Raw genomic sequence first — 24,577 nt, forward strand, 5'->3', positions numbered from 1 at the left:
CCGGCCAACCCGCCAAGGCCGGCCTGGATACCGCTTCCGACACCTGAGGACACCAACTGGACAGTGCGCCTTCTCAGCTGGCTCAGCAGGCGGTTATCTTGTAGAGCTTCGCATTTCCCTGGCTGTCTACGAGCTGAACTCCGGGGTTTTGGTCCAAGCGGGCCAAACCAGCCGGAGTGTGGTTGCCTCCATGGACTTCCAGCAATCCGAAGTCAAGGACGTAATAGGAATGCTCGCTCCGAACAGCCCTGCACACCGCGGGGTCCTTTGAGACTGCATCCAAGTGGTCGTAGATCTCTTGGAGATCAGGCGAAACATAGCTAAGGATATGGAGCTGAGCAGACTTGCGATCACCGAGGGCATACGAAAGAGCCGCTCCGGTGTAGGGATTCCCGATCAAGATCGCGTCTTGCGGGACGTCATTGTGCAGTCTTTGGAAGATTGCCAGCTCGTCGCTCGAAACCAAAGGGGAGTCCGCCGACAAGGCGTACTTTGACGCCGCTTGCTCCACTTCCTTGTTCACTCCGCCCACTTGTCCGACGACGACGGCAACGGCGACGAGAACGGCAGCCAAGGCGTATTGAAGTGCATTCCGGAGACCGGACCGGCGGATCCCTGGGCCGCTTCGACGGAAAACCCGCTTGAACAGTTGCGAAAGGTATGGGTTGTGGCAGATCCACTCGACGCCCACGGCAGCAAGCAAGACAGCGACAAGGGGCAACAGTGCTGCAATACGGTAGCTGTCGTTGTACCAGACGCCCGTCAAAATACTACGGACCCTGGAAATGGGGAAGCCGGACACAACCACAAACAGCACCGTGAAAATCAGGAAAACTCCTGCGAGCCATTTGTACCGAATCCGCCCCAGCGCCGCCCAAAGGCCCAGGAGCGCCACCGGTGCCACCAGCCAGGCGGCAGGCAAATCCAACGGAGAGAAAACAATGGCTTCGCCGAGAGCTTGCGGGACCGTATGGTACGGGCCCCAGAATGAAGCGTCCGACGGTGGCCTGAGGACGATCCAGAGGATGAGGAATACAACGCAATAGCCGATCAAGGGGACCATGAACCTGGCCCTCCCAAGACGCAGCAAACCCCGTCTCCGGAGCTTGAAGGCCTTCCACGCAAGGACACCGACCATCGGGGCCGTCCATGTGAGCCAGGCCATGAAGGTGGTCGGATGCGCCACAAGGAGCCCCGCAAGGCTCAACAAGAGCGCGAGGACCGCCGACAGGTCCCGGGGCACCCAGGCCGGGGAAACCCTGGAAATTGCCGCAGCCAGGGCTATGGAACCCGGCAGGATGCTGATCGACAGCAGATTGGGGTACAGGACACCGAAGTCCATCATCAGGAGCGGGAATGCGCCAAGCGAGGCGGACGCTATGCCGGCCGCCAGTGCAACCGCGGAGGAACGGCCGATGGTCCACCTGGCCGCCAAGACGCAGCCTAGAGGCCAAAACACTGCCGCGAGGACTATGCTCGTGAGGTTCACGGCGACCGGAACGTCCAGCGCGAAGGTCGAGGCGACCAAGGTCGCCACCGCGTTCCAGCCTGCGGGATAGAAACCACCGCCGGTCATGTCGCCTATCGTCAGGGACGAGGCATTCCCGGTATCAAGGGCGTACTTGACGGAGTTGAGGTGAAACACCGCATCGTAGGTCTGCGAAAAATGCTCGGGGCCGCCGATAGCCTGCATAACCCTGGCGCCGACCACCGCGAGTGCGAGCGCACAGGCCACAAATGGTGCTGACCGCCGCCAAAGCCCCGGCCTCGGCATTTCCCCGGCGCGAGGACGGAACCGGGAAACGAACCACGCGATGACGCCGAGCGCGACCGCCACGATAGCGACCGGAAGCACGGTGAACCGGACATGCAAAAAGGGGCTCAGCGTCGAAGCCAGGACAATCACGCCTACCGAGAGGGCAGGGGACAGCCCTAGCGCATCAAATCCTCGATAGCGCAATCCGAGTGCCACAAGCAGTCCGGGAGCAACCAGCAATAAGGCAGCACCGACTAACTGCGGAAGGACAGACCACCACACGGGCGGGGACTAGTCTTCCAGCAGGCCGTGGAGGTACGCTCCGTAACCGCTCTTGACCAACGGCTCGGCACGTGCCCGCAACTCGTCGTCGGAAAGAAAACCCTGGCGCCAGGCGATTTCCTCGGGAGCTCCGATCTTGAGGCCTTGGCGGTTCTCTACCGTGCGAATGAAATTCGACGCGTCGTTGAGGTCGTTGAAGGTACCGGTGTCGAGCCAGGCCGTGCCCCGCGGAAGGATCTCGACATGAAGCTTTTCGTTCTGAAGATATGTCCTGTTGATGTCCGTGATTTCGAGCTCGCCACGGGGTGAAGGCTTGAGGTTCTTGGCGATCTCCACAACATCGTTGTCATAGAAATACAGGCCCGGAACGGCGTAGTGCGATTTGGGGTGTTCCGGCTTTTCCTCCAAGGAAATGGCTTTGCCATCTTCATTGAATTCGACCACGCCGTAGGCCTTGGGATCCTTCACCCAATAACCAAAGACCGCACCGCCGTCGATGTTCGCATGCTTCCGAAGCTGCGTTCCCATGCCCTGTCCGTAGAAGATATTGTCTCCCAGGACGAGGGCAACGGTTTCATTTCCGATATGTTCCTCACCCAGGATAAATGCTTGGGCGAGACCGTCGGGCGACGGCTGCTGGACGTAGGAAATGTTCACGCCGAATTGGGAACCGTCGCCAAGGAGCCGTTGAAACTGCTCTGCGTCGTGGGGAGTGGTGATGACGAGAATGTCTCGAATGCCCGCCAGAATGAGCGTGGAGAGGGGGTAGTAGATCATCGGCTTGTCGTAAACCGGGACCAGCTGCTTGCTGATGCCGTGAGTAATCGGATGGAGACGAGAGCCGGTGCCACCGGCAAGAATGATTCCACGCATGGTCCCCATCATCCCTTACCTTCGAGTCCGCGGCAAAACCAGCGACTGGCCAATGGCCGCCGACTCAACTCCTAGCCGAGGTGCGCTCTTCCGCTCCGGCCGCGGAGGCCGTCGATGGTTCCCCTCAATGCTGACTGGAGCCGGGCAGCGCGGCCGGGTGCCAACACTGACACGAAAACGAGGTGCCTCATGTCGAGAAACAAGCCAGAGGCAACCCATCCTGGATGTGCCTTAACGTATCGCCGGCCAACCAGAATCCTGTTTCGGAAGATGTAGTAATAACGCCAGGAAGCAGCAATGCGGACTTTCAACGGACGATCTTGAAGTTTGATGTCCCTGCCCAGAATATTCGCATCTACCAAGGTTCCTAGCGAATGGTCGAATTCTGCGTCCGCAAGTACAGTCGGAAGCCCGGCATCGAGGGCGCGGAAGTAGTATTCCGTGTCCACGAGGTCGATGAAAAGGCCATCCCAGAAGTTACCGATAGCGTCCAGGGTGGAAACCGGAATCAGCAGTCCGGATTGAATCGGTTCCCGTCCCAGCTGGATCCCGGATTTCGAACCGGCTTTCTTCACGGGATTGCCATGGATGCGGGCCGGGGAAACAAGGCCCGGGGTTATGCCTGCGGCCTCGGCCGACTGGGCGGCCTCCACTAGCCGGTGGACATATTCGGCGGTCAGGAGCGAATCCTGGTCGACGGTGATGATGTAGTCGATCGGCGCTTTGCGCGCCAAGTCGATCCCCGCGTTCAACGCGGATGCGATTCCGGAGTTTTCTTCGAGCCGCAGCACCATAGCGCCGGCGTCCGCCGCGTCCTCGAAGATCCGATCAAAACCGGGCCCGCCGCCGTCGTCGACTACTACAACGGTGGTGAGTTGGCCCAGCAAGGACGAGACGTTACGGACCAGGTGCGACGTCGGACGATAGGCGGTGACCACCGCGGCTACGTTGTTTAGCCGCTTCGACGGATCAATTTCGGGTGGCAAGTCGAACTTCCTAGTTTCCAAGGGTATGCCTCAGGAGGGACCCGACAGCCGCGGGGCTGCCGTGCAAGGCGGCATTGGGCAGGAGCAAGAAAGCATGGGCCCGGGACGTCAGGCGCAATGCAGCCGCCCGTGATGCCTTTCTCCACCCCTTCTTCCTGCAGAGCTCTGCAGCAAGTTCGAAGTAGCCGCGTTCGCCGGCAAAACGGGAGCCGTCCAGCAATTTGCTTGAGGAAGCGCTGGCGGTGTGCCTGCGGTATGCGAAACATACCTCCGGCTCGATGAGTAACTCAGCTCCAGCCAAGACCATGTCGATGATCAAGCCAAGGTCCTGGATGACGTGGAGACCATCCCTGAAATCGAAGTTCCCGATTTTGTCCCGGCGGAAAATCAGGGAGGGCCAGTAGAGCCAGTCACCATGGAGAAGGCTGACTGCCAGTTTCTCGCCGCTGACCACCCTGGGCCGGGACCCGTGTGGCTTGACGAGGTGCTGCTTCACAAGATCGGCAATCGGCCGGGCGTTCTCCCCGGCCTCGTTGATCACTTCCACGCCTGGCTGGATGATCCAGGCTTCCGGGAAATCCCGGTGGGCGCGAAGTGCGACATCAACGAAGTTAGGGAGCAGGATGTCGTCGCAACCCATGACCACAAGCGTGTCCTGCGTTGCCCGGGAGACACACGTGCGGAAGTTTGCCGTAATTCCTTCGTTGGTTTCCTTGCGGACATAGGTGATGCGTGGATCGTTGATTTCTTCCAAGTATCGGCGGACCTCATCGCCCGGATAGGCGTCGTCCACAACGGTCAGGAGCCAATCGTCCGAATTCTGTGCCAGTACGCTGTCGACTGCCTGCCGCATGTAGTCAGGATCCCCCCAGTAGGGGATGAAGATATCAAGGGCCATTCGGTTCCTTACTTTGGTCCGGAAGGAGCGGAGGTGTCGTCCTCCTGGGTCTCGGCGGCCTGGAGGCGCTCAAGGAGGGTGCGCATGATCGCAACTTCCTCAGCCAGCGTCCTGGTCTCATCTTCGACGACCGAGATCTCCCAGGAAAGGTGCAAACAGACGCCCAGCAGCAGCAGGATGCTGATGATGAACAGCAAGTTCGACGGAAGCTGCACGCCAACGAGTTCGGCAACGATTGTCAGCAAACTCGGGAACGCGGCAAGGACCAAAGTTCCAATGCCCACCACGAGCCATAGTGCCGCATATTTCTCGCGGAGCTTCTTGCGCCGGAGCATTTCGAAAACGATCCCCACGATCGCCAACGAGAGGAGGAAGGCCGCCAGATTTCCCATTAGGATGCCTCCTGGGCCCATGTTGTTGATGCGGATGGAATAGCGGATCTCTTACGGGTAAGCGCGAAAAGGAGTGCGAAAGTGGAACGGCCGAGATAAACCGCTGCCTTGGCAGGATTGTGGCTTGGAGTTCCGCCCTGGCGCGGGCGCATGGCCACGGGGATCTGGGTCACTTTGCACCCGGAACGTATTGCCACGACCAGGGAGTCAATCGTGTCGCCGAGGTACTCCGCGGGATAGTGGTCAAGATACTGGCTGATGGCGCGGTCGTTGGCGGCACGAAATCCTGACGTCACATCCGTGAGGCGCGTCTTTGCAAGGCCGGAGATGACTTTTGCGAGGAACTGCATTGCCCATTTCCGGGGGCCGCTCACCTTGTATTCACCTTTGTCCGCGAATCGGGCGCCGATTGAGATGTCGGCGTGCTCCAGTCCGGCGAGCACCTCGCCGATGTTCCGGGGATCATGCTGCCCGTCGGCGTCGACCTGGATCACGCGGCTGTAGCCGAGGCGCTTCGCGTATTTGAAGCCGGCGCGCATGGCACCACCGACGCCGAGGTTGAAGGGAAGGTTCAAGACTGTCGCTCCGGCTTCGGCGGCAACTTCCGCGGTGGCGTCGGAGGAGCCATCATTGACGACCAGTACGTCGTAAGGGCATCCGACGTCGAGGACTTCGCGCACGGTGTCGCCCACCGACTCGGCTTCATTCCACGCCGGCATGATGACCAAGACCCGCGTTGAGTCATGATTTTCCATCGTTCTCCTATATGTCATCGTGGCTGGATGCGGTTGAGGAGGTCCTGGCTGATGCGACCCTGCCGTCCGCGGCATGAATCGATGAGCCCCTCCCAAGCGGCGATCGCCAAGTACCGTCGATCCGGGCTGAATGCGAAGCGGAGAAGCTGTGCTTTCGCGTCTTCCAGCATGCGCCGAATCACCCAGGCCGGGTTGCGGCGCCAGTACCTGCGGGCGAGTGTGGTGCCGTTTCGCATGATGTAGTACATCCGGAAAGGCGAGTAGTAGTTGAAGGACAAATCGTTGCCACGGAGCCGTAAGGGCCGCCCAAGCACCTTCGCCGGGAGGCGCGCCCCGAGCCTGTGCCCGACTTCGCAACCTGCCCCGATGAGGATGCTGTAGCCGGCTGCCCGGACTCGCGCGGTGAACTCGGAATCCACGCAGTCGATGAAAAAGCCCGACTCGAAGTTGCCGACGTCGGCCAAGGTAGTCATCGGGATGAAGAAACCGGACTGCATGGGATCGAAGGCTTCCGGAAATCCGTGGGATGCTCCGAGGACCGGCACCTGGTGCCCGCTGAACGTCTCAGCGCTCACGAAGCCCACTTTTTGTCCTTCGGCCGTGGCCCTGTCATAGGTGGCGAGGGCGCTTGAGACGTAATCCGGGACCGGCAGCGAGTCTTGGTCGAAAGTCAGCACGAAATCCGGGCGGCTGGTCGATTCCAGCTCTTCGAGTCCGCGGTTCAGTGCGGCTGCGATTCCGGAGTTGTTGTCCAGGCGCAGTACCTTGGTTCCGTTACCGGCAAGGTGGTCAAAGATCTGCTCCGACGCCGGAGACGTACTGCAGTCATCGACGACTATGAGTTCGTCTACTTGCGTCGCGATGGATTCAGCGTTGGTGAGCAGTTCGTCGTCTGGGTTGAAAGCGGCGATCACCGCTGCGGTTCGTCTTTGTGGACTTTCAATCACGGAGATGATCCTACCCGTCCACACTTACGGGGAGCGCCTTGGCGGGCAGCAGCCTTGACGCGGGGAGGAGGAGGCCGAAGAAGAGCAACGCTTCGCTGATGGCCATTCCCAGTGCCACACCCGGAACATTTGACGCCAAGCCGGCCACTACCATGAACGCGACTCCCGCAGCTGCCGACAGCCCGGTCCACAAGAGGACAGTCCTTTGGCGTCCGGCGGGAATGAGGAGGTTCCTGATGAGGGGCGTTGAAGCCGAGAGGAAGAAGAAGGAAATCCCATAGAAGACGGACGTCGCGGTATCGGCCTTATTCGCGTCGCTGAACAGGATGGCAGAAGCCCATGGACCCAGCAGGCCCAGGCCGAGCGCTCCGGCGGCTCCGAGCGCGAGGTGCGTCATCAGCGCAACTGTGTGGCGCCGTCGGGAGTCCTCGGGGTTTCCCTCAAGCGTCCAGCTTTGAAAAGTGTTCCCGACGGCCACCACGCTGAAAAGGCCAAAGCGGTAGATGCTGTCCGCGGAGGCGAATCCGGCAGTGGCCGTTGCCAACGGCACCGTCGCCGTGGCTATCGGGACGGGGGATGAGGCGTAAGCGCTTCCGGCAAAATTGATTGCCGCGGTCCCACTTTCGGGAACGATCTCACGGATGGCATTCCCCGGGCGCCGGGGGAACCACGTCCCGCTTTCCCCGAATCGAAGCTGGAATGCTATCGACGCCACAATGGTGGCAAGGAGTGCAAGGACGCCATAGATCCAAATCTGGCCGGTCGCAAGAATGAATGGCACGCTGAGCAGTGCTGCGCAGAACCGGGGAAGGGTGTCATAGACGGCCAGAATCCGCGGTTGTCCTGTGCCGATACCGAACCAGGCCGGGGAGAAGCCGGTGAGGGCAGTGGCCCACGCCATGGTAATCGCGTCAAGGCGGTAACCGTCGTGCGCTACGAGGGCAACGATGATGCTCATGAGCGGAAAGACGACGAGCGCAATGATGATGCGCGTTCGGATGCTTCTTGAATAAAGTGATGCGCGAGCCTGCGGTGAGGGACTCCGGGCAATGGCCACGGGACCGGAAATGTTCCAGCTCCACAGAATGATCGTGGCGGCAAATACTCCGATGGCCTGGCCGGACGTGATGCTTGACCAGCCGGCCGGCCCTGCGACACGGGCAATGACGGGCAGCAGGAGGAAAGGCAGTACCAGTGCGAGAAGCGGAAGCAGCGTGAATCCAGCGAGTCGAAGCAACACGGGTTTCATTACTGGTAGGTCCTATTGCTCGACGGCGTGACCTTACGATGATACGCGATGATGCCTGCCCGCTAACGCCCTGGTAACTCGCCTAGAGTGGAGGTCATGAACGATTCGACGACGCCGGACGGCCAGGCGATCCGGGTGAGTGTCTGCCTTGCGGCCTACAAGGGATCCCGATTCATCGAGGAGCAGATTGCCTCGATTCTTCGCGATCTTGGTCCCGACGATGAACTGGTGGTCGTGGACGATGCGTCGCCCGATGACACCGCCGAGATCGTGAAGGGCATTCGGGACCCGCGGATCCGCCTTGTCGGTGCATCAGTAAACAAGGGCTATGTCAGGACGTTTGAACAGGCCGTGAAAATGAGCCGGGGCGAATTCATCATGCTTTCCGACCAGGATGACGTATGGATTCCCGGGCGAGTGGATATCATGCTGGATGCGCTGGCCGACCACAAGATTGTCGCAGGAAATTTCGACGTCCTCGGCGGCGGACCGAGACCTTGGATCCCAAGGCTTCGTGCTTCCGACTCGGGGAGGCACCTGGCCAATCTTTTCGCGATCCTGATCGGGTACCGGGCCTACTACGGGTGCGCCATGGGCATCCGCCGGGATGCGCTCAGTTACTTCGTGCCGATCCCGTCTTATGTGAACGAATCGCATGACCTCTGGCTCGCCATTTGCGGAAACGTGGCAAGGTCCATCCGCCACCTTGACGAATCGACTGTGCTCCGACGCCTGCACGACGACAACCAGACACCCGCCGGGTGGCGTTCGCTGGTCAAAATCATCAAAGCGCGGATGATGATCGCCCGTCTGATGTTCGAAGCGCTACGCCGGGTGCGCCTGGGTTCTTGACGGCCTTCACCTTGGGGTTCGGTAGGCTGTTCCCATGCAGAAACTTCTGGTTACCGGCGGTGCCGGCTTCATCGGTTCGAATTTTGTCCACTACGTCCTGGAGCACACTGAGGACAGTGTCACCGTTCTCGACAATCTGACCTACGCCGGCAACGTGGACTCCTTGAAGGGGCTGCCGGAGGAACGGTTCCAGTTCGTCCTGGGTGACATTTCGGACGCGGAACTTGTGGATCGGCTCGTTGAAGACTGCGACGTAGTGGTCCACTATGCCGCCGAATCACACAATGACAACTCGCTGCATGACCCGCGCCCGTTCCTGGATACAAACATCATCGGGACGTACACGCTCATCGAGGCTGCCCGGAAGCACGGCAAGCGGTTCCACCACATCTCCACCGATGAGGTGTACGGCGACTTGGAGCTGGACGACCCCGAGCGGTTCACCGAAGCGACGCCGTACAACCCGTCCAGCCCCTACTCTTCGACCAAAGCCGGATCCGACCTTCTGGTGCGCGCATGGGTGCGATCGTTCGGACTGCAGGCGACCATCAGCAACTGCTCCAACAACTATGGGCCGTACCAGCATGTGGAGAAGTTCATTCCACGCCAGATCACCAACGTGATCGACGGCATACGCCCCAAGCTCTACGGCAAGGGTGAAAACGTCCGCGACTGGATCCACGCGAACGACCACTCCTCCGCCGTGCTTGCCATCATCGAAAAAGGCCGGATCGGTGAAACCTACCTGATCGGTGCCGATGGCGAGAAGAACAACAAAGACGTTGTTGAGCTCATCCTCAAGCACATGGGTCAGTCGCCCGATGCTTACGACCACGTCGTTGACCGGCCTGGCCACGACCTGCGGTATGCGATCGATTCGAGCAAGCTCCGCGATGAGCTCGGCTGGCAGCCGCAATACTCCAACTTCGACGCAGGAATCGAAGCCACCATCGATTGGTACCGGGACAACGAGTCCTGGTGGCGTCCGCAGAAGGCAGCCACTGAAGCCAAATACAAGGAACAGGGCCAGTAGACCAATGACGATCGAGTTTTCGAAGCCGCTTGCGGCCCGCGAAACGCCGATTCCCGGCGTCGTTCTCTATGAGCTGCCGGTTCACGGCGACAACCGCGGCTGGTTCAAGGAGAACTGGCAGCGGGAGAAAATGGTCGCGCTTGGGCTGCCGGACTTCCGTCCTGTCCAGAACAACATCTCGTTCAACGAGAAGGCCGGCACAACGCGCGGCATTCACGCCGAGCCCTGGGATAAGTTCATTTCGGTAGCGACGGGCCGGATATTCGGTGCGTGGGTCGACCTGCGTGAAGGTCCTTCTTTCGGCGCGGTCTTCACCGCGGAGCTTGATCCGAGCCAGGCCATCTTCATTCCGCGTGGGGTGGGCAACGCATTCCAGACCCTCGAGGACAATACGGCCTACACGTACCTCGTCAACGATCACTGGTCTGCGGACGCACAGAGCCAGTACACATTCCTCAACCTCGCCGACGAGACCGCTGCCATCGACTGGCCCGTGCCGTTGGACCAGGCTGAGCTGTCCGACAAGGACAAAGCGCATCCGCGCCTCGCCGAGGTCGAGCCGATGCCGTCCCGGAAGATCCTTGTGGTGGGTGCAGACGGCCAGCTTGGCAAGGCATTGCGTGGACTGTACGACGGCGACCCTTCGGTTGAGTTCGCGGCACGAGCCGACTTCGACCTATCAAAGGAAGAGTCGTTCGATGGACGGAACTGGAAGAACTACTCCGCGATCATCAATTCGGCCGCCTACACCGCGGTTGACGCCGCCGAGAGTCCCGAGGGCAGGGAAGCCGCCTGGCAGGTCAACGTCTCGGCCGTCGCGCGCCTCGCCAGGACCGCGATCGAACACGATCTCACGCTCGTTCATGTCTCCTCGGACTATGTCTTCGACGGGTCGCGGGAATCGCACGACGAAAACGAGCCGTACACCCCGCTTGGCGTGTACGGTCAAACCAAAGCCGCCGGGGACGCCGTCGTCAGCGTGGTTCCGCGCCACTACATCGTGCGCACCAGTTGGGTGATCGGCGAAGGCAGCAACTTCGTCCGGACCATGGCCTCGCTCGCCGATCGCGGGATCAAGCCGAGTGTCGTCAACGACCAGATCGGGCGGCTCAGCTTCACGGAAGACATCGCTGCTGGAATCAGGCACCTGTTGGAGTCCCGCGCGCCGTACGGCGCGTACAACCTCAGCAACGACGGTGAACCGCAGTCGTGGGCGGACATCGCAGGAGACGTCTACGAGCTCCGCGGTGCCTCGGGAGACGACGTCACCGGCGTGAGCACCGAAGAATATTTTGCGGGCAAATCCGCAGCCCCGCGGCCGCTGAAGAGCATCCTCGACTTGAGCAAGATCAAGGGCGCAGGGTTTGTTCCGGCGAACAGTGCCGAGAGACTGACGGCCTACCTTCGGGGCTAACACTCCGGAGAACGACTGCGTCAATGCAAAAGGTCTGGCCAGGCAGTGCCTGGCCAGACCTTTTGCATTGGGTTTTGCGATCTTTACTCGACGCGCTGGCGTTCCGCGGGTTCCTTGCTTGCTTGGTTCCCGACGGCGGCAGTCGCCGGACGGCGCGCCGCCCAACGCAGCGCCCGGATCACCGGGACCGGGAAGAACGGCAGGCCGGGGTAGAGGAAACGGTACAGCTGGGCTGCCGCAACGACCAATGCAACGGCGAAGAGCAGGGTGAGGACTTCCCAGGAAAGGGGCGGCTGCCAATCCGGCTTGGTGAACATCACCAGCCAGTTCGCGAAGTCCGGTATTCCCACTACGTACCGTCGCAGGATGTACACGAAGCCGTAGACATGGGCAGCGCAGGTTGCCCAGAGAAGAATCTTGGCGACCCTGCGGCTGATGAGATTTGCGTGGAACTTGCGGAACCGAAGCGCCAACCCGGCCGAGATGACCGCGATCGCGAACAACGGGAGGCTGTACCTTCCTTGCCAGATGAATCCGCTGCTCGTGACAAGCGCGGCCTGGACCAGGGCGGGAACTACCGCAAGCATTCCGATCGCGGCCCAGAAGCCCAGCTGCAATCTAGCCGGACGCATCAGGAAGACCAGCAGCAACAGGGCAATGAGCAGCATGTTCCAGAACATCAGGACGGCTTGCGGCACCGGAGCATCAAGCCAGCCTGCGACTCCGATGTACTGATTGACGAAGTCGAACGACCTGTCCAGCATGGTGGCGAAGGCGTTGGAGGGCCGAAGGCCTTCAACCGCATTGGAGATTCCGGCGGGCGCCTCGCCTGCCGACGGAGGCGCGGTCAACATGATGAAGTTCCAGATGACACCCAGTGCCACCCCGATGGCGGACAATCCGGCAACTATGAGCAATAGCCGATTGCGGAAGATTGCAACGATGTCGGCGCCCCGGAAGAAGAGGCAGGCCACAATCGCCCCGCAAAGGAGCCACAACAAGGACACGTTCCTGGTGTTGGCCAAGGTCGCTGCCGATACTCCGACTGCCAGGATTCCCGGGCGGGCCAGGTGAAGCTGCCTTGAGTTCTCAAGCACGGAGACCAAACCGCAGAAGGCTGCCATCGACGCCGCGACCTCCAAGGAGTTCGGATTGATTCCCGTGGCCAGGAAGAAAACCATGGGCGTTGTCGCAACCGCGGCCGCAACCATGGGCCACTTGGGATGCCGCAGCCTCGACAGCGCGGTGAACCCGGCCGCATAGAAGGCGGCCGACATGAGTCCACTGACAATCCGCATGGCAAAGATCGCGGGGGCTCCGGACATGAACAGGCTAGGGAGCCCGACGAACCAGTAGTAGAAGGGGTTGTACAAGCCGGCCGAGGTCACGCCGATGGTGGTGTAGGTGTCGCCAACGGGAATGGCAGGCGCACAGCCCGCGGGCATCTCCTTGAGGAAGGCAAAACACCGCTGGGAATCGACGTTGGCGATGTAGGAGGGGACCTGTACGTGGATCCCGTTGCCATAGGACTCGCCGGGACCCGGGAAGAACTGCCCCCTCGCCACGGCTGCTGCCTTGATGGTGTGGGCGGGTTCGTCGGGATACGCCATCAGCGGCGTGGCCAGGATCCAGAGCGTGATCAGGGCTGAGAGCAAGGCAAAAACGCGGATGAAGAAACCGAATCCGGCCTTGGTGGCGGGGGACACGTTGCGAGTCCGGGACCGCAATCCGCCTGCCCGGGGGAGCGACTCCTGCCGAACGTCGGGACGAGCGGGGCCTTGGGCAGCTGGTTGGTCGATCATTGGTCGCTCCCGATCTTCTCAATCAGGCGTGACGCATCCCGCAAGGACTCTTCACTCGGGGAGGCCACCCCGGCGAAATAGGTCGAAGCGACCTGACCGTCGGGGCCGACCACGAAGTCTGCCCAGGATTTCACGAGGGACGCAACCTCCCCGTTCTTATAGCTGGTACAAAATGCCTGGTAGTTCACGTTCCCCAATGCGTAGCCGTGGTCGGTCTTGTCCGGAAGGCGAAACTCGACTCCCGTGGCCACCGTTCTGGTGGTGCCGTCCTGGACGGCCGCAGCCACCGAGTCCTTGGACATTCTGACGAAGCTGCCGCCAAACGAGAGCAACGCCGTGTCAAACCGGGACCCGATGGACGCCGAGTCCATGAAGGCTATTGCGCCGGCGGTGCCGTCGACTTTCTTGGCGATGTCGCTGAAGTTCTTGACCTCTTGGCCGCCGGGTATCTTGGCCCACTTGTTGCTTACCCCGGACGACCAACTGGGGGAGGCCGCCAGATAGCCCGTGCTGGCCGAGGTCAGCGCTGAAGCTGTGCTCGCGGTCACCGGGACGATCGGCGCGTCCGGGAGCGTGGTTCCCGGATTGATCGCTGCGATTGCCTTGTCATCCCAGCGATTGATATCTCCGGTGAAGATCCTGGCGAGCAGGTCAGGCGTGAGCTTGAGGCTCCGGATGCTTGGCATATTAAAGACGACGCCGATAGAGGTCACCGAGGTCGGAACGCTGAACGCCCCGTTCGGACCGCATTCCGCCTTGGTTGCGTCTTGTTGCTGAGCGGTCAAGGGGGCGTCGAGGGCTGCATAATAGGCCTGGCCCGTGGCCAAGGCTGTCAGCCCAACGTCAGAGCCGTCCGGAGAATAGCTCAATGACGTGGCCGTGAAGGTCTTTTTCCAAGCGCTGGACCATGCTCCGATCGGATCGCTCTGAATGGGACTTCCAATCGCAGTGAGCGCGCCGCGGATGTTTTGCTGTTTGGCTGGGGGACTGGCACAGGCGGCCAAGCTGATACCGACAAGCAGGAGGCATCCTGCCGCTCGGTGAATCGACCGATGATGCACCGGGGGTCCTTTCGATTACGGGTATAGCTGAGACTTGCGTCTTGATAACCCTAACCGTTCAACCTGAGCGTCGTAGCCCGTTTCGGCTCGACGCCCGCTGGTTGAGGCGCGGTACACAGGTCCCGCTCCGTGCAGGAGACTTAGTAATTCAGGGATTGACAGCCTGCAAGCGCGTTGCCTGAGCTGTACTGCGCTATCCCGATCCCATAAGTACAAACCGTATATCTGCCCCGTTGAGTGACGGGGACCAGCGTCGAGTAGCCGTGATTTCCGGTAATGCCGAAAACGTTGTTCACATCAGCCCTCGAAACGTTCGCCGCGAAGGCATACCCCTGACGGCTCCCGTCCGGATACGTAATGTAGACATGCACTGGATTGGACGAGCCCGGAACCGCCGGGTCGTATGTCCAACCCGTCGCCCTGATATTGGCTTGTCCTGACACCGATGCAACTCCGACGGAGTCGAGGTAGCCGGCCGGGACCGGCGTATTGCTTACCTGAATGGACATGCATCCAAGCGCCGTGTTCCCCGAAGCGAGCGGGGCAACCGGGATGGCATAGGCACAGGCAGTGTAGGTGCCGGTGCCCTTGGTTGGCAATGAGGCGCTGAAGCCGTGATTACCGGTAATGCCGAAGGCGTTGTTCAGATCGGGACGGGATTGATTTGCCGTGAATGCCGTGCCGACGTTGCTTCCATCCGGTGCCTGGACGTAGACATGGACAGGAATGCTGGCCGCGGTGTTGGTGGGGTCGAATGCCCAGCCCGTCGCAACGAGGTTGGCCGCGCCGGGCGCCTGCGAGATTCGAATGGAGTCGTAATATCCCTTCGGCGGCGGGTTGGATCCGACAGTGATGTCTTTGCAGCCAAGCGCGGTGTTGTAGTACTGCCCGATGGCATAGGTACACACGTGATATGTACCGGCTTTGCTCAGGCTGATCGACTTGTCGAAACCATGGTTCGAACCGTAGCCGGTAGCGCTTCCCACATCCGGCCTGGAAGTGTTGGCCGTGATGCGGTAGCCCGTGGTCTGTCCGCTGGGGTCAGTGACGTAGGCGTCGGCGAACGAGGCCGTTTGCGGGTTGGCACGGTCAATGGCCCAGCCCGTCAGGCGAAGGGAAACGTCGTCGGGAGCACGAACCTGTCCGAGCGTGTCGAACGATCCGATGGGAGGTTCAACACCGTTTGCCTGAAAACTCTTGCAGCCAAGGTCTACAGTGCCGTTGACGCTGACGGCGGTGGCGCAAACCTTGTACGTGCCGGATGCGGTGATCTGGATGTTGTTGTCAAAGCCGTGTGCAGGGCCGTAACCGAAGGCTTGATCAACGTCCGGGCGATATGCGTTCGCCAGGAACGAGTACCCGGTGGTCACGTTGACCGGATCGGTAACTGAAATATTGACGGGAGTCGATACCCAAGGTCTGGAAAGGTCTACAGACCAGCCCGTGACCCTCAGGTATGCCGCGGTGGTGTCCCGGACGAGCGACAGTGAATCGAACGAACCCCTGGCTGGATTGCCGGCAAACCTTTGGAGGGAAGCGTAGTCCCCGTTCCAGACGTCCGAGTCGCCGCTGAAGGGACCCGTACTGCTGTACTGCCACATGCTGTAGTTGGCCCAACTGGAAGGAAGAATTCCAGCGTCGTTCGACGGCCCGCCTGGATACGAGGCGACCCAGAGGGGGTAGTCCCCGAATCCGGCAGGATCTCCGGTGCACTGTTTCCACCAACTCGTGTTGGTGTAGATCATCGGGAGCCGTCCCGTCAGCGAACGCATGGTGTTGCCGAAATTCTGTACCCACGACGTGAGCTGGGCGGGCGACATGTCGTAGCAGGTGTTGCCCATGTAGACGCCGTTGATGGTCTGCCCTGCATACGGATTGAACTCAATGTCCAGGACGGGCGGCAACGTTGCGCCGTCCGAGCTCCATCCGCCACCGTTTTGCACGAAGTAGTTGGCTTGATCGGCGCCTGAGGACCAGTTGGGAATCGCGAAGTGGTAGGCGCCGCGGATCATTCCGACTGCCCGCGAGCCTTGGTACTGCGAACTGTACGAGGGGCTGGTGTAGTAGTTTCCCTCACTGGCCTTGACGTAGGCGAATCGCGCCCCCATGTTCCACTGCTGCTGCCAATCGACGCCGGCCTGGTAGTAGCTGACATCGAGACCCTGGATGCCGAAGGTGGGTGTCCAGCTGCCCTGGGCGGTTACCGCGCCCTGGACTCGTGGGGAGCGTTGGCCCATCTGCGCGCCCCCTGGTCCGGCAGCTGCGCGCATTGCGGCTTGGCGATCTGTGCTGCTTTGGGTCGTCGCGGTTGGTGACGGCGTTGCTGTCTGGCTTTTTGCTGCCGGCTGCGTCGGTGAAGGCGTTGAGCTTGCGCTCGGCAACTGGGTCGCCGTCGTTTGTGGGGAGTTAGCGGGAGACGACGTCGGGGAGCTCGCCGGGGAGGGCGTCGGTGAAGGAGCCGGTGCTGCAACGGCCGTCGTTGCAGAGAGAAGCAAGACCGCCGCGCCGCACATCGCTGTTAGCGCAAGGTCTTGAACGCGGCGCACCCGGGAAGTGGAGACAGGGGCTTTAAATTGAATGGTCTTCATCTCTTGGCTCCACACGAGATTGCCGGCTCCCGATGGGGCGGCACTTGATTCATTCCGCCGTTTCAAACCCGCGACGGTAAATGGCTGTTGGCACTTCTAATTCGAAGGCAACCATAACACTGATGTGCAAGGTGGTGCTAATGTGGCCAATGGGATTTGAGTGAGTGGTTCAATGCAGTTCGGATACTGTCTGCACGGCCGCCAACAGCCAAACACCGCCGCTCCGGCCTGCGCAGTGCAGGCCGGAGCGGCGGTGTTTTTTTACTTGGGTGTTGTGTATTCAGTAGTTCATGGCAGGAAATACCCGGAGACGTCCGCGATGAGCTGCGCCGTACCCGAGGATTGGCTGTAGAGCGTGACCTTTCCGTCGGCACCCACGGGGACCGTGACCAAGTTGGGGACAATTTGGTTAGTGGCGTAGTTCAAATTGGAGGTATTCGGCCGGGCGGTTCCGGACGCGTACGCCGTGACGAAGCCGAACGACGTCGGATTGGCCACCGTGAGGTTGAAAGTGACGGCCGAGACTGTTGCCGGGATGCCGCTGATCCCGCCGACCTGGAAGGACACCGTGCCGTTCGGTGCCACCGGAGTGCTGTTCCGCGTATCGAGGAACCTGTTTGGCGCGATGGGTTGGAAGGTTCCCGACGCCGTTGCGGTGCCGGCCAGGTAGTAACCGGAAACGTCCGCGATGAGTTGCGTGGTTCCCGAGGACTGGTTGTAGAGCGTGACTTTTCCGTCCGCGCCCACTGGAACGGTGACACTATTGGGGACGATCTGTCCCGTGGCGTAGTTCAGGTTGGAAGCGTTCGGCCGGGCGGTTCCGGACGCGTACGCCGTGACGAAGCCGAACGACGTCGGATTGGCCACCGTGAGGTTGAAAGTGACGGCCGAGACTGTTGCCGGGATGCCGCTGACCCCGCCGACTTGGAAGGACACCGTTCCGTTCGGTGCCACCGGGGTGCTGTTGCGGGTGTCCAGGAACCGGCTTGGCGCCAGCGCTTGGAACTCACCAGGAGCCGATGTGGCAGCCGGGACGTAGTACCCGGAGACGTCAGCGATCAGTTGCGCGGTTCCCGAGGACTGGTTGTACAGGGTGACCTTCCCGTCCGAACCCACCGGGACCGTGACCAAGTTGGGGACGATCTGTCCCGTGGCGTAGTTCAGGTTGGAGGCGTTCGGCCGTGCGGTTCCCGATGGGTAGGCCGTGACGAAGCCGAACGACGTCGGATTGGCCACCGTGAGGTTGAAGGTCACTGCCGAGACATTCGCCGGGATGCCATTGACGCCGCCGACTTGGAAGGACACCGTGCCCCCTGGCGCCACCGGGGTGCTGTTACGGGTGTCGAGCAGCCTGCTTGGTGTCATCGATTTGAACACGCTGGCCACGGCAACCGAGTCGTACAACGCGTAGTCATCAGTTATCAGGGTTCCATTGCTCAGCAGGTTCAAGCCCATGCTGATTGCGCTCGCACCTGCCGGAACCGGTGGGGAGGTCCAGGTGGCCTGGGTCCACGCTGTTGCCGCGGCAAAGTTCGGACTTGCGGTCCAGTAATTCCACGTGCCAAGGCCCGTTCGGTAGTAGAGCTCGAATTGCGTCGGAGCCGTCGCCGTGTACCAAGCGGACATTTGATAGATATGGCCGGGCGTAGCGCTCGGCGCACATTGGCCCAGGTCCAAAGTCGGCAGTAGCTTGGCATCGCCGTCAACGTAGCCGGAAATGACCATCTGTTCTGCAACGGACCCCGTGTGGCCCGGGGACACGCTGGTGAAGGTGTGGGTGTTGGTGCCATATGCTCCGATTGCCCAGCAATAGGGGAGTCCGGTGGCCACCGGGCCTGCTGTTTCCAAACTCGGGTTCTGGATCAGGTTTCCCACCGTGATGGGTGGCGGGGCGGCCGGCCCATTGACGAGTGGCTTATCCAGGTCGAGCGCCGGATTTGCGGGATCCGGGAATTGGGCGGCCATCACCTGGCGCACCGTCTTGACGACGATCCTGCCGGCCGTTTGCTCCGTCACCAGCCAATTCACGTACGCCTGGAAGTTGGTGGTCGTGACAGTTAGAGGGTCTGTAGCCGAGTCGAAGTGGTGGAAAGTCAATTGAACCCATCCGCCGCCGGCCTCCGCCTGGGTCACGACGGCCTGCATGTCGGCAACTGCCCACGTGTTGTCTACCTCATCGGGCGCCTTGGTGAAAAAGAGGTCCGCGGTAGGAACGGGCAGCGGTTCAGCAACTTCGGTCAGCGTTGGGGCGGCTTTGCTTTTCAGATCGCCCAGGCCACGTGCGCTGTTGTAGCCGCAGTTGGCGACTTGTTGCTCGACGGCGGGAGTGGCGGAGGCGAACGGGTAGGCGAAATTCGTGACCCGGAAGCCCATAGTGGTCAGGTTGACGCGGTCATTGCATATCTGGCGTGCCACCTCGTTCGCGTCCATCTGGGCAAGGTCGGGGTGCGTGACCGTGTGCCCGGCAATTTCGTTGCCTGCCGATTGAAGTGCGAGTGCCTGGGCGGTCGTCATGTAGGGAGGCGGGCCACCATTAGGATCGGTCGCGTTGAGGTAACCGGAGGGAAGGAAGAACGTCCCAAACATTCCTTTGGAATTCAAATAGTTCGCCGCAGCCACCTGATCAGCGTTGGCGTCGTCAAATGTCAACGTGACGACAAGAGGACCCGCGGCCTGGGCCGGCCGGGTCAAAAGCGCCGCATTGAAGAGCGTCGCCAAAAGGAGCGCGGCTGCGGCCATGGCAAACGCTTTTCGGTGGTTTTTTTGAGCTTCAAAGGAGGGCCTCCGCCCAATGCGGGAGGCCACCATGCACCCGTCTTGCATCTCAAGTCCGTTCGTCGCGCCTGCAACCTGACCGGTGCGACCTTCTGTGCAGTTTTACCCTCAGCACAATTCGGGGTCGCCAGTACTCATTGTGGGCATTCATTTATTATTAACCCGGTTGCGCGTCGATGGCTTAACAGCAAAAGGCGCTTGGCCTTTTGGCCAATGGCGCGCGCCTGATTACTTGACGCTACGAGCGGCCAATCAGGGTGTCAACACTCGTATTTAGTCACCGTCAACACTCGAGTAGTGCCTCAAATCCATCCCGGTTTCGTGCATGCCGTGCCGCGGATAGTCCACGCAAAATCCAGCCGCGGCAGGTTCAGTTGAATCCGAGGACTTCCTTGTCAATCGCCGTGCTGTTCGTGGTTATCCACAACCGCCCAAATCTACTTGGCAGGGAGTCGCAACCTCCCCTAGCCTTAACTTGGTTGAAGGTTTCCGCAGCGCCTGGGCGCATGCTGCATTGGGGGGAACATGGAAGCATTGCGCATCGTCGAGGATGAAGTGCGGGAGCTGATTCGTCGGCGTGGACTGGATCCTTCGAGTCAAGCAGTCGAAATTCACCGGCTCGTCGAGGCCGCCGTGAATGATTACGATGAGCGGGCTCTTCTGGGCCCCTTGCCTCCCTTGGGACGCTTGGACACTGCGCGCAAGTACGTGTTCGACGCCGTTGCCGGCTTCGGGCCTATCCAGCCACTTCTGGATGATCCCACCATCGAAGAGGTCTGGCTGAACGCGCCAAACGAGGTTTACGTTGCCAGGAACGGCGAATCAGAACTTACCTCGATCAGCCTCACCGAGCAGCAGGTTCGCGACCTCGTCGAGCGGATGCTCAAGAGTTCCGGGCGGAGGCTCGACCTCTCCTCACCTTTTGTGGACGCGGCCCTGCCCGATGGCTCTCGGCTCCACGTCGTCATTCCCGACGTCACCCGCCGCCATTGGGCCGTGAATATCCGCAAATTTGTGGTCAAGGCAACCCGGCTCGAGCATCTCGTGGAGTTGGGGACGTTGACGCCCGAGTCAGCCCGGTTCCTGGGAGCCGCGGTCGCCAGTGGATTGAACATTCTCGTCTCAGGAGCCACCCAGGCCGGAAAGACCACAATGCTCAACTGCTTGGCAGCCAATATCGGCTCCCGCGAGCGGGTCATCACCGTCGAAGAGATCTTTGAACTTCACTTCCCGCTACGCGACGTCGTTGGCCTTCAGTGTCGCCAGCCAAACCTTGAGGGCCAAGGCGAAATTCCCCTCCGCCGGCTCGTCAAAGAGGCTCTTCGTATGCGGCCGGATCGTCTCGTGGTGGGCGAGGTCCGGGAAGCCGAAAGCCTGGACATGCTGATTGCGTTGAATTCGGGCTTGCCGGGCATGTGCACCGTCCACGCCAACTCGGCCCATGACGCCGTGACCAAGATTTGCACCTTGCCGCTGCTGGCCGGCGGGAACATCTCAAGTGCGTTCGTCGTTCCAACCGTGGCCTCATGCATCGATCTCGTGGTTCATTGCAGCCGCCACGCGGACGGTCGCCGGCAAGTCACCGAGATCCTTTCGCTGGGGCGACGCGTGGAGAACGGCATCATCGAGTCGTCCAAGGTATTCACGATGCAGGACGGCCGGCTCCAAGCCACGTCGAATTCCATGCCGGCCGCCGAGAAATTCGCCCGGGCCGGATTTGACGTCGCCGCGCTCCTGGGGCACTTCTAATGGCGCCGCTGCTAGGCGTTCTCTGCGGGCTGGGTGTCTTCCTCATCTGGTGGTCGGCATGGGAACAAGACCCGCTTGCCGTCAAGGAGCCAAAACCTAAACGCCTTGAGTCCTTGTTGCTCACGGCCGGGATCGAAAAAGTGAGCGGCGGGGGATTCATCGCATCGTGCCTCGGATTGGGCCTTTTCGCCGCACTGGTGATCTACATCATGACCGCGTCGTTCTCGATCGCAGCGTGCTTCGGCTTGTTCGGTATGTGGCTTCCCTCGGCCGTTGTCAGTTGGCGGGCGCGCAAGCGGACCGCCATGCTCCGGGAGCTCTGGCCCGATGTCGTCGACCATTTGCGCTCGGCGATCCGTGCGGGGCTTTCGCTGCCCGAGGCGCTTATCCAGCTCGGAGACAAAGGTCCCGAAGAGCTGCGGGCTCTCTTCCGCGAGTTTGCCGCGGACTACCGTTCCGGCGGCCATTTCGATGCGGCGTTGAGCAAACTAAAGGAGCGTTTGGCCGATCCCGTTGCCGACCGGATCATTGAGGCGCTCAGGCTGACCCGGGACGTGGGCGGATCCGATCTGGGCCGCCTTTTGGGAACTCTTGCCGAGTTCCTTCGTGAGAGCGCGAGGACTCGCAGCGAGCTTGAGGCGCGACAATCATGGACCATCAATGGTGCTCGCCTGGCCGTTGCCGCCCCATGGATCGTCCTGATGTTGCTGGCCAGCCGGCCGGAAGCCGTTGCCGCGTATAACTCGGCGGCCGGAGCCAGCGTTCTTGGAGGCGGATTGTTGGTCTCGGCCTTCTGCTATTGGGTGATGCTGCGCATCGCCGCCCTTCCTGAAGATGAAAGGGTCCTTCGATGACTGGGCCGACTGCCTTGGCTGCATTCTGCGGACTTCTTTTGGGAGCCGGATTGTGGCTCATCTTTGTTCGCATGCCATTCATGCGGGCGATTCGGTTCGTGGAGCGCATCGAGCCGCAACTCAGGTCCCAGAACCTCGAATCGCGCCTGCTCTCCGCACCCTCGGACATCGCACCGTTCGGCCCCTTGGAGCGCATCCTGCGGCCGGTTTTTCGCGACGCCCTCGGCTACCTGGCGAAGTTCAACCTGGGGACCACATCCCTCAACAAAAAGCTGGCAAAGGCCGGTTCTGGAAAGTCCGCGCTGGACTTCCGCGCGGAGCAACTGCTGTGGGCCGCCGCGGGCTTCGCCACGGCGCTCGTCGTGGTGGTCGGGAATGCCACCGGGGGTCGGTTCAGTCCGGTGCCCGCGGTTGCTACGGTCCAGGTTTGTGCACTGGCAGGGTTTCTTTTCCGCGACTACATGCTCCGGGTGCAGATCAAACGAAGGGAAAGGCGGATGCTGGCGGAATTCCCGAGCCTTGCCGAGTTGATGGCTCTTGCGGTAGGTGCGGGGGAGAGCGCCAGCGGTGCCCTCGATCGAGTGTGTCGCACAGCCCGCGGCGAACTGGCGAAGGAGTTTGCCCTGCTGTTGGCCGCCACCCGGGCCGGCACGCCCCTGATCGAAGCCCTGCACGAGTTTTCGGGACGAACCGAGCTCGGCCCGCTTGTTCGGTTCGTGGATGGAATTGTCGTTGCCGTCGAACGCGGAACTCCCTTGGCCGATGTTTTGCGGGCCCAAGCTGCGGATGTCCGCGATTCAGCCAAGCGGGAACTGATGGAAGCGGCGGGCCGCAAGGAAATCGCCATGATGGTCCCGCTGGTTTTCGGCGTCCTGCCCCTCACGGTGATCTTCGCGGTCTATCCGGGCTTGGCCGCGTTGGATCTTGGCTTCTAATGACGAATCTCAGTCAAGCCTTTTCACATCCGTCACATGGGCGTCTGCCTGAATACCAAGACAGCACGGATCACAATGGATTCCTGCATAAGGAATTGGGAAAGATGAAATGGGAAAGATGAAATGGGGAAGATGAAATGGTGAAAATGAAAAAGCTCGGACGCGAAGGCCTATCCGCTTCAGGACTCTTGCTGTGGCAGCTGTGGACACTCCCGTCGTCCAGATCAGCGCTTGGAACCAACCTGCACAAGTGTCCGGTCCCCGACGACGATCATCCGGAGCGGGGCGATGTACCAGGTTGGGTCATGATCACCCTGATGTCCGCCGCACTTGTCGCGGGCCTGCTGGCGCTGGCCGGCCCGGCACTGGAAGGACTCTTCAACCAGGCGATGAGCAAGGTCGGAAAGTAAGTCCATGCCGTTCCGCAGCCGGGTAGCGGAAGATGGCAGTGGCGTGAGGGTCGGCAGGGGCGATGAACGCGGCTCCGCCGTCGTGGATTTTGTGCTGGTCGGCGGCCTGTTGACGGTATTCTTCCTCGCTGTCATTCAACTGACCCTCATATTGCACGTGCGCAATACGCTCATTGATGCGGCCTCGTCCGGAGCCCGTTACGGCACTCTCGCCGACAGGACATCGTCCGATGCCCGTGAGCGCACAGCAGAGCTGATCGGAACGGCGCTCAACGCGGACTTTGCCCGGGACATCTCGACATCGGAGGCCAGCTCCCAGGGAATCCGCACCTTGGAGGTGACAGTCCGTGCACCATTGCCAGTTATCGGACTGATTGGTCCCGTAGCAGGGCTGGAGGTGAGGGGCCATGCTGCGACTTCGGGTTGATCCTGGCCGTGCAGCGCTCTCCCGCTTCAGGGAGGTGGTCTGCCTGCCGGCGGCGGAGGGGCCGGCGGCGGAGGGCCGGGAACCTACCGGCCCTCCGTGTGCCTCTGAAACGGGAAGCGCGGTGGTCGAGTTCATCCTCCTGTCCCTCCTACTCATGGTTCCCGTGGTCTATTTCATCGTCACAATTGGACAGATCCAGGGCGGCTCCTTCGCCGTCGTGGGGGCCGCGGACCAAGCCGCCAAGGTCTATGTCATGCAGAAGGACACCTCCCAAGGGCGCGTCGCCGCTGAACAGGCTGCCCTTCTGGCCCTTGCCGACTATGGCCATTCCGCGGAGCGGGCAAATGTCGACATCGCGTGCGACCGCGGCGATTGCCTGTCCGCCGGCGCTGCGGTGACGGTGACGGTCAAGCTCACGGTGCCGTTGCCCATGCTGCCCTTTGGAGACACCCTGAATCTGGACGCCGCGAATCTGAGTGCGTCGGCTACGCAAATCGTCGGGCGGTTCCGGTGAGAGGTCTTCCCGCGAAGACGGACAT

At 61.1% G+C, this 24,577-nt stretch carries 22 protein-coding genes; 10 read left to right on the top strand and 12 right to left on the bottom strand.

Annotated features, from left to right (window positions below):
- Positions 1–82: 82 nt before the first annotated feature.
- The 8 genes from AC1DJB_RS02365 to AC1DJB_RS02400 all read right to left on the bottom strand — a co-directional run bounded on the left by AC1DJB_RS02365 (position 83) and on the right by AC1DJB_RS02400 (position 8,138).
- Positions 83–2,038 (bottom strand): DUF6541 family protein, encoded by a 1,956-nt coding sequence (locus AC1DJB_RS02365; RefSeq protein ID WP_441432479.1) that lies wholly within the window; start codon positions 2,036–2,038, stop codon positions 83–85.
- A gap of 9 nt (positions 2,039–2,047) precedes the next feature.
- Complete coding sequence (gene rfbA, locus AC1DJB_RS02370) at positions 2,048–2,911, bottom strand: glucose-1-phosphate thymidylyltransferase RfbA (RefSeq protein WP_059387568.1); 864 nt, start codon at positions 2,909–2,911, stop codon at positions 2,048–2,050.
- A 71-nt stretch (positions 2,912–2,982) separates the two neighbouring features.
- Positions 2,983–3,897, bottom strand: coding sequence for a glycosyltransferase (locus tag AC1DJB_RS02375; protein WP_306961026.1), 915 nt, complete (start codon positions 3,895–3,897; stop codon positions 2,983–2,985).
- 10 nt (positions 3,898–3,907) lie between these two features.
- Positions 3,908–4,795 carry a glycosyltransferase gene (locus tag AC1DJB_RS02380; RefSeq protein WP_059387559.1) on the bottom strand — a complete coding sequence of 296 codons (888 nt, stop codon included), beginning with the start codon at positions 4,793–4,795 and terminating at the stop codon, positions 3,908–3,910.
- Between the two features lie 8 nt (positions 4,796–4,803).
- On the bottom strand, positions 4,804–5,187 hold the full coding sequence (locus AC1DJB_RS02385) for a DUF2304 domain-containing protein (protein ID WP_059387560.1): 384 nt from the start codon (positions 5,185–5,187) through the stop codon (positions 4,804–4,806).
- The gene (locus tag AC1DJB_RS02390) at positions 5,187–5,942 is read right to left on the bottom strand and encodes a glycosyltransferase family 2 protein (RefSeq protein WP_284988465.1); all 756 of its coding nucleotides are present in this window, start codon (positions 5,940–5,942) and stop codon (positions 5,187–5,189) included. The genes AC1DJB_RS02385 and AC1DJB_RS02390 overlap by 1 nt, the downstream gene beginning before the upstream one ends.
- 14 nt (positions 5,943–5,956) lie before the next feature.
- The gene (locus AC1DJB_RS02395) at positions 5,957–6,889 is read right to left on the bottom strand and encodes a glycosyltransferase (RefSeq protein ID WP_284988464.1); all 933 of its coding nucleotides are present in this window, start codon (positions 6,887–6,889) and stop codon (positions 5,957–5,959) included.
- Positions 6,890–6,899: 10 nt separating this feature from the next.
- Positions 6,900–8,138 (bottom strand): polysaccharide biosynthesis protein, encoded by a 1,239-nt coding sequence (locus AC1DJB_RS02400; protein ID WP_306961023.1) that lies wholly within the window; start codon positions 8,136–8,138, stop codon positions 6,900–6,902.
- Between the two features lie 96 nt (positions 8,139–8,234).
- Here AC1DJB_RS02400 and AC1DJB_RS02405 point away from each other — a divergent pair, with 96 nt between their 5' ends.
- From AC1DJB_RS02405 to AC1DJB_RS02415, 3 genes are read left to right on the top strand one after another with little or no spacing between them, the layout of a single operon-like run.
- Positions 8,235–8,990, top strand: a complete 756-nt coding sequence (locus AC1DJB_RS02405) for a glycosyltransferase (RefSeq protein ID WP_441432478.1) — start codon at positions 8,235–8,237, stop codon at positions 8,988–8,990.
- Between the two features lie 34 nt (positions 8,991–9,024).
- Positions 9,025–10,023 carry a dTDP-glucose 4,6-dehydratase gene (rfbB, locus tag AC1DJB_RS02410; protein WP_441432477.1) on the top strand — a complete coding sequence of 333 codons (999 nt, stop codon included), beginning with the start codon at positions 9,025–9,027 and terminating at the stop codon, positions 10,021–10,023.
- Between the two features lie 4 nt (positions 10,024–10,027).
- On the top strand, positions 10,028–11,437 hold the full coding sequence (locus AC1DJB_RS02415; protein WP_476909858.1) for a sugar nucleotide-binding protein: 1,410 nt from the start codon (positions 10,028–10,030) through the stop codon (positions 11,435–11,437).
- 83 nt (positions 11,438–11,520) lie between these two features.
- On the opposite strand, the gene AC1DJB_RS02420 is transcribed toward AC1DJB_RS02415, so the two are convergent.
- The 3 genes from AC1DJB_RS02420 to AC1DJB_RS02430 form a co-directional block, all read right to left on the bottom strand.
- A complete protein-coding gene (locus AC1DJB_RS02420; protein WP_306961017.1) occupies positions 11,521–13,239 on the bottom strand; it encodes a DUF2142 domain-containing protein in 1,719 nt (572 codons plus the stop codon).
- On the bottom strand, positions 13,236–14,300 hold the full coding sequence (locus tag AC1DJB_RS02425) for a substrate-binding domain-containing protein (RefSeq protein ID WP_084784325.1): 1,065 nt from the start codon (positions 14,298–14,300) through the stop codon (positions 13,236–13,238). The genes AC1DJB_RS02420 and AC1DJB_RS02425 overlap by 4 nt, the downstream gene beginning before the upstream one ends.
- A 140-nt stretch (positions 14,301–14,440) precedes the next feature.
- On the bottom strand, positions 14,441–16,537 hold the full coding sequence (locus AC1DJB_RS02430) for a lysozyme (protein WP_476909859.1): 2,097 nt from the start codon (positions 16,535–16,537) through the stop codon (positions 14,441–14,443).
- 49 nt (positions 16,538–16,586) lie between these two features.
- On the opposite strand from AC1DJB_RS02430, the gene AC1DJB_RS02435 reads away from it, so the two are divergent.
- Complete coding sequence (locus AC1DJB_RS02435) at positions 16,587–16,835, top strand: hypothetical protein (protein ID WP_284988458.1); 249 nt, start codon at positions 16,587–16,589, stop codon at positions 16,833–16,835.
- Between the two features lie 341 nt (positions 16,836–17,176).
- On the opposite strand, the gene AC1DJB_RS02440 is transcribed toward AC1DJB_RS02435, so the two are convergent.
- Positions 17,177–19,627, bottom strand: coding sequence for a polysaccharide deacetylase family protein (locus AC1DJB_RS02440; RefSeq protein WP_441432475.1), 2,451 nt, complete (start codon positions 19,625–19,627; stop codon positions 17,177–17,179).
- A 561-nt stretch (positions 19,628–20,188) separates the two neighbouring features.
- On the opposite strand from AC1DJB_RS02440, the gene AC1DJB_RS02445 reads away from it, so the two are divergent.
- The 6 genes from AC1DJB_RS02445 (at position 20,189) to AC1DJB_RS02470 (ending at position 24,552) form a co-directional block, all read left to right on the top strand.
- Positions 20,189–21,412 carry a TadA family conjugal transfer-associated ATPase gene (locus tag AC1DJB_RS02445; protein WP_059387575.1) on the top strand — a complete coding sequence of 408 codons (1,224 nt, stop codon included), beginning with the start codon at positions 20,189–20,191 and terminating at the stop codon, positions 21,410–21,412.
- Positions 21,412–22,266 carry a type II secretion system F family protein gene (locus AC1DJB_RS02450; protein WP_441437146.1) on the top strand — a complete coding sequence of 285 codons (855 nt, stop codon included), beginning with the start codon at positions 21,412–21,414 and terminating at the stop codon, positions 22,264–22,266. The genes AC1DJB_RS02445 and AC1DJB_RS02450 overlap by 1 nt, the downstream gene beginning before the upstream one ends.
- Positions 22,263–23,201 carry a type II secretion system F family protein gene (locus AC1DJB_RS02455; RefSeq protein ID WP_441432452.1) on the top strand — a complete coding sequence of 313 codons (939 nt, stop codon included), beginning with the start codon at positions 22,263–22,265 and terminating at the stop codon, positions 23,199–23,201. Before AC1DJB_RS02450 ends, AC1DJB_RS02455 begins: the two co-directional genes overlap by 4 nt.
- A gap of 146 nt (positions 23,202–23,347) precedes the next feature.
- Positions 23,348–23,611, top strand: coding sequence for a hypothetical protein (locus AC1DJB_RS02460; RefSeq protein ID WP_307053579.1), 264 nt, complete (start codon positions 23,348–23,350; stop codon positions 23,609–23,611).
- 4 nt (positions 23,612–23,615) lie between these two features.
- Complete coding sequence (locus AC1DJB_RS02465; RefSeq protein ID WP_441432451.1) at positions 23,616–24,038, top strand: TadE family protein; 423 nt, start codon at positions 23,616–23,618, stop codon at positions 24,036–24,038.
- Between the two features lie 121 nt (positions 24,039–24,159).
- Positions 24,160–24,552 (top strand): hypothetical protein, encoded by a 393-nt coding sequence (locus tag AC1DJB_RS02470; RefSeq protein ID WP_441432450.1) that lies wholly within the window; start codon positions 24,160–24,162, stop codon positions 24,550–24,552.
- The last annotated feature ends 25 nt before the right edge of the window (positions 24,553–24,577 follow it).

The organism is Arthrobacter sp. 01T428 (genome assembly GCF_056398685.1).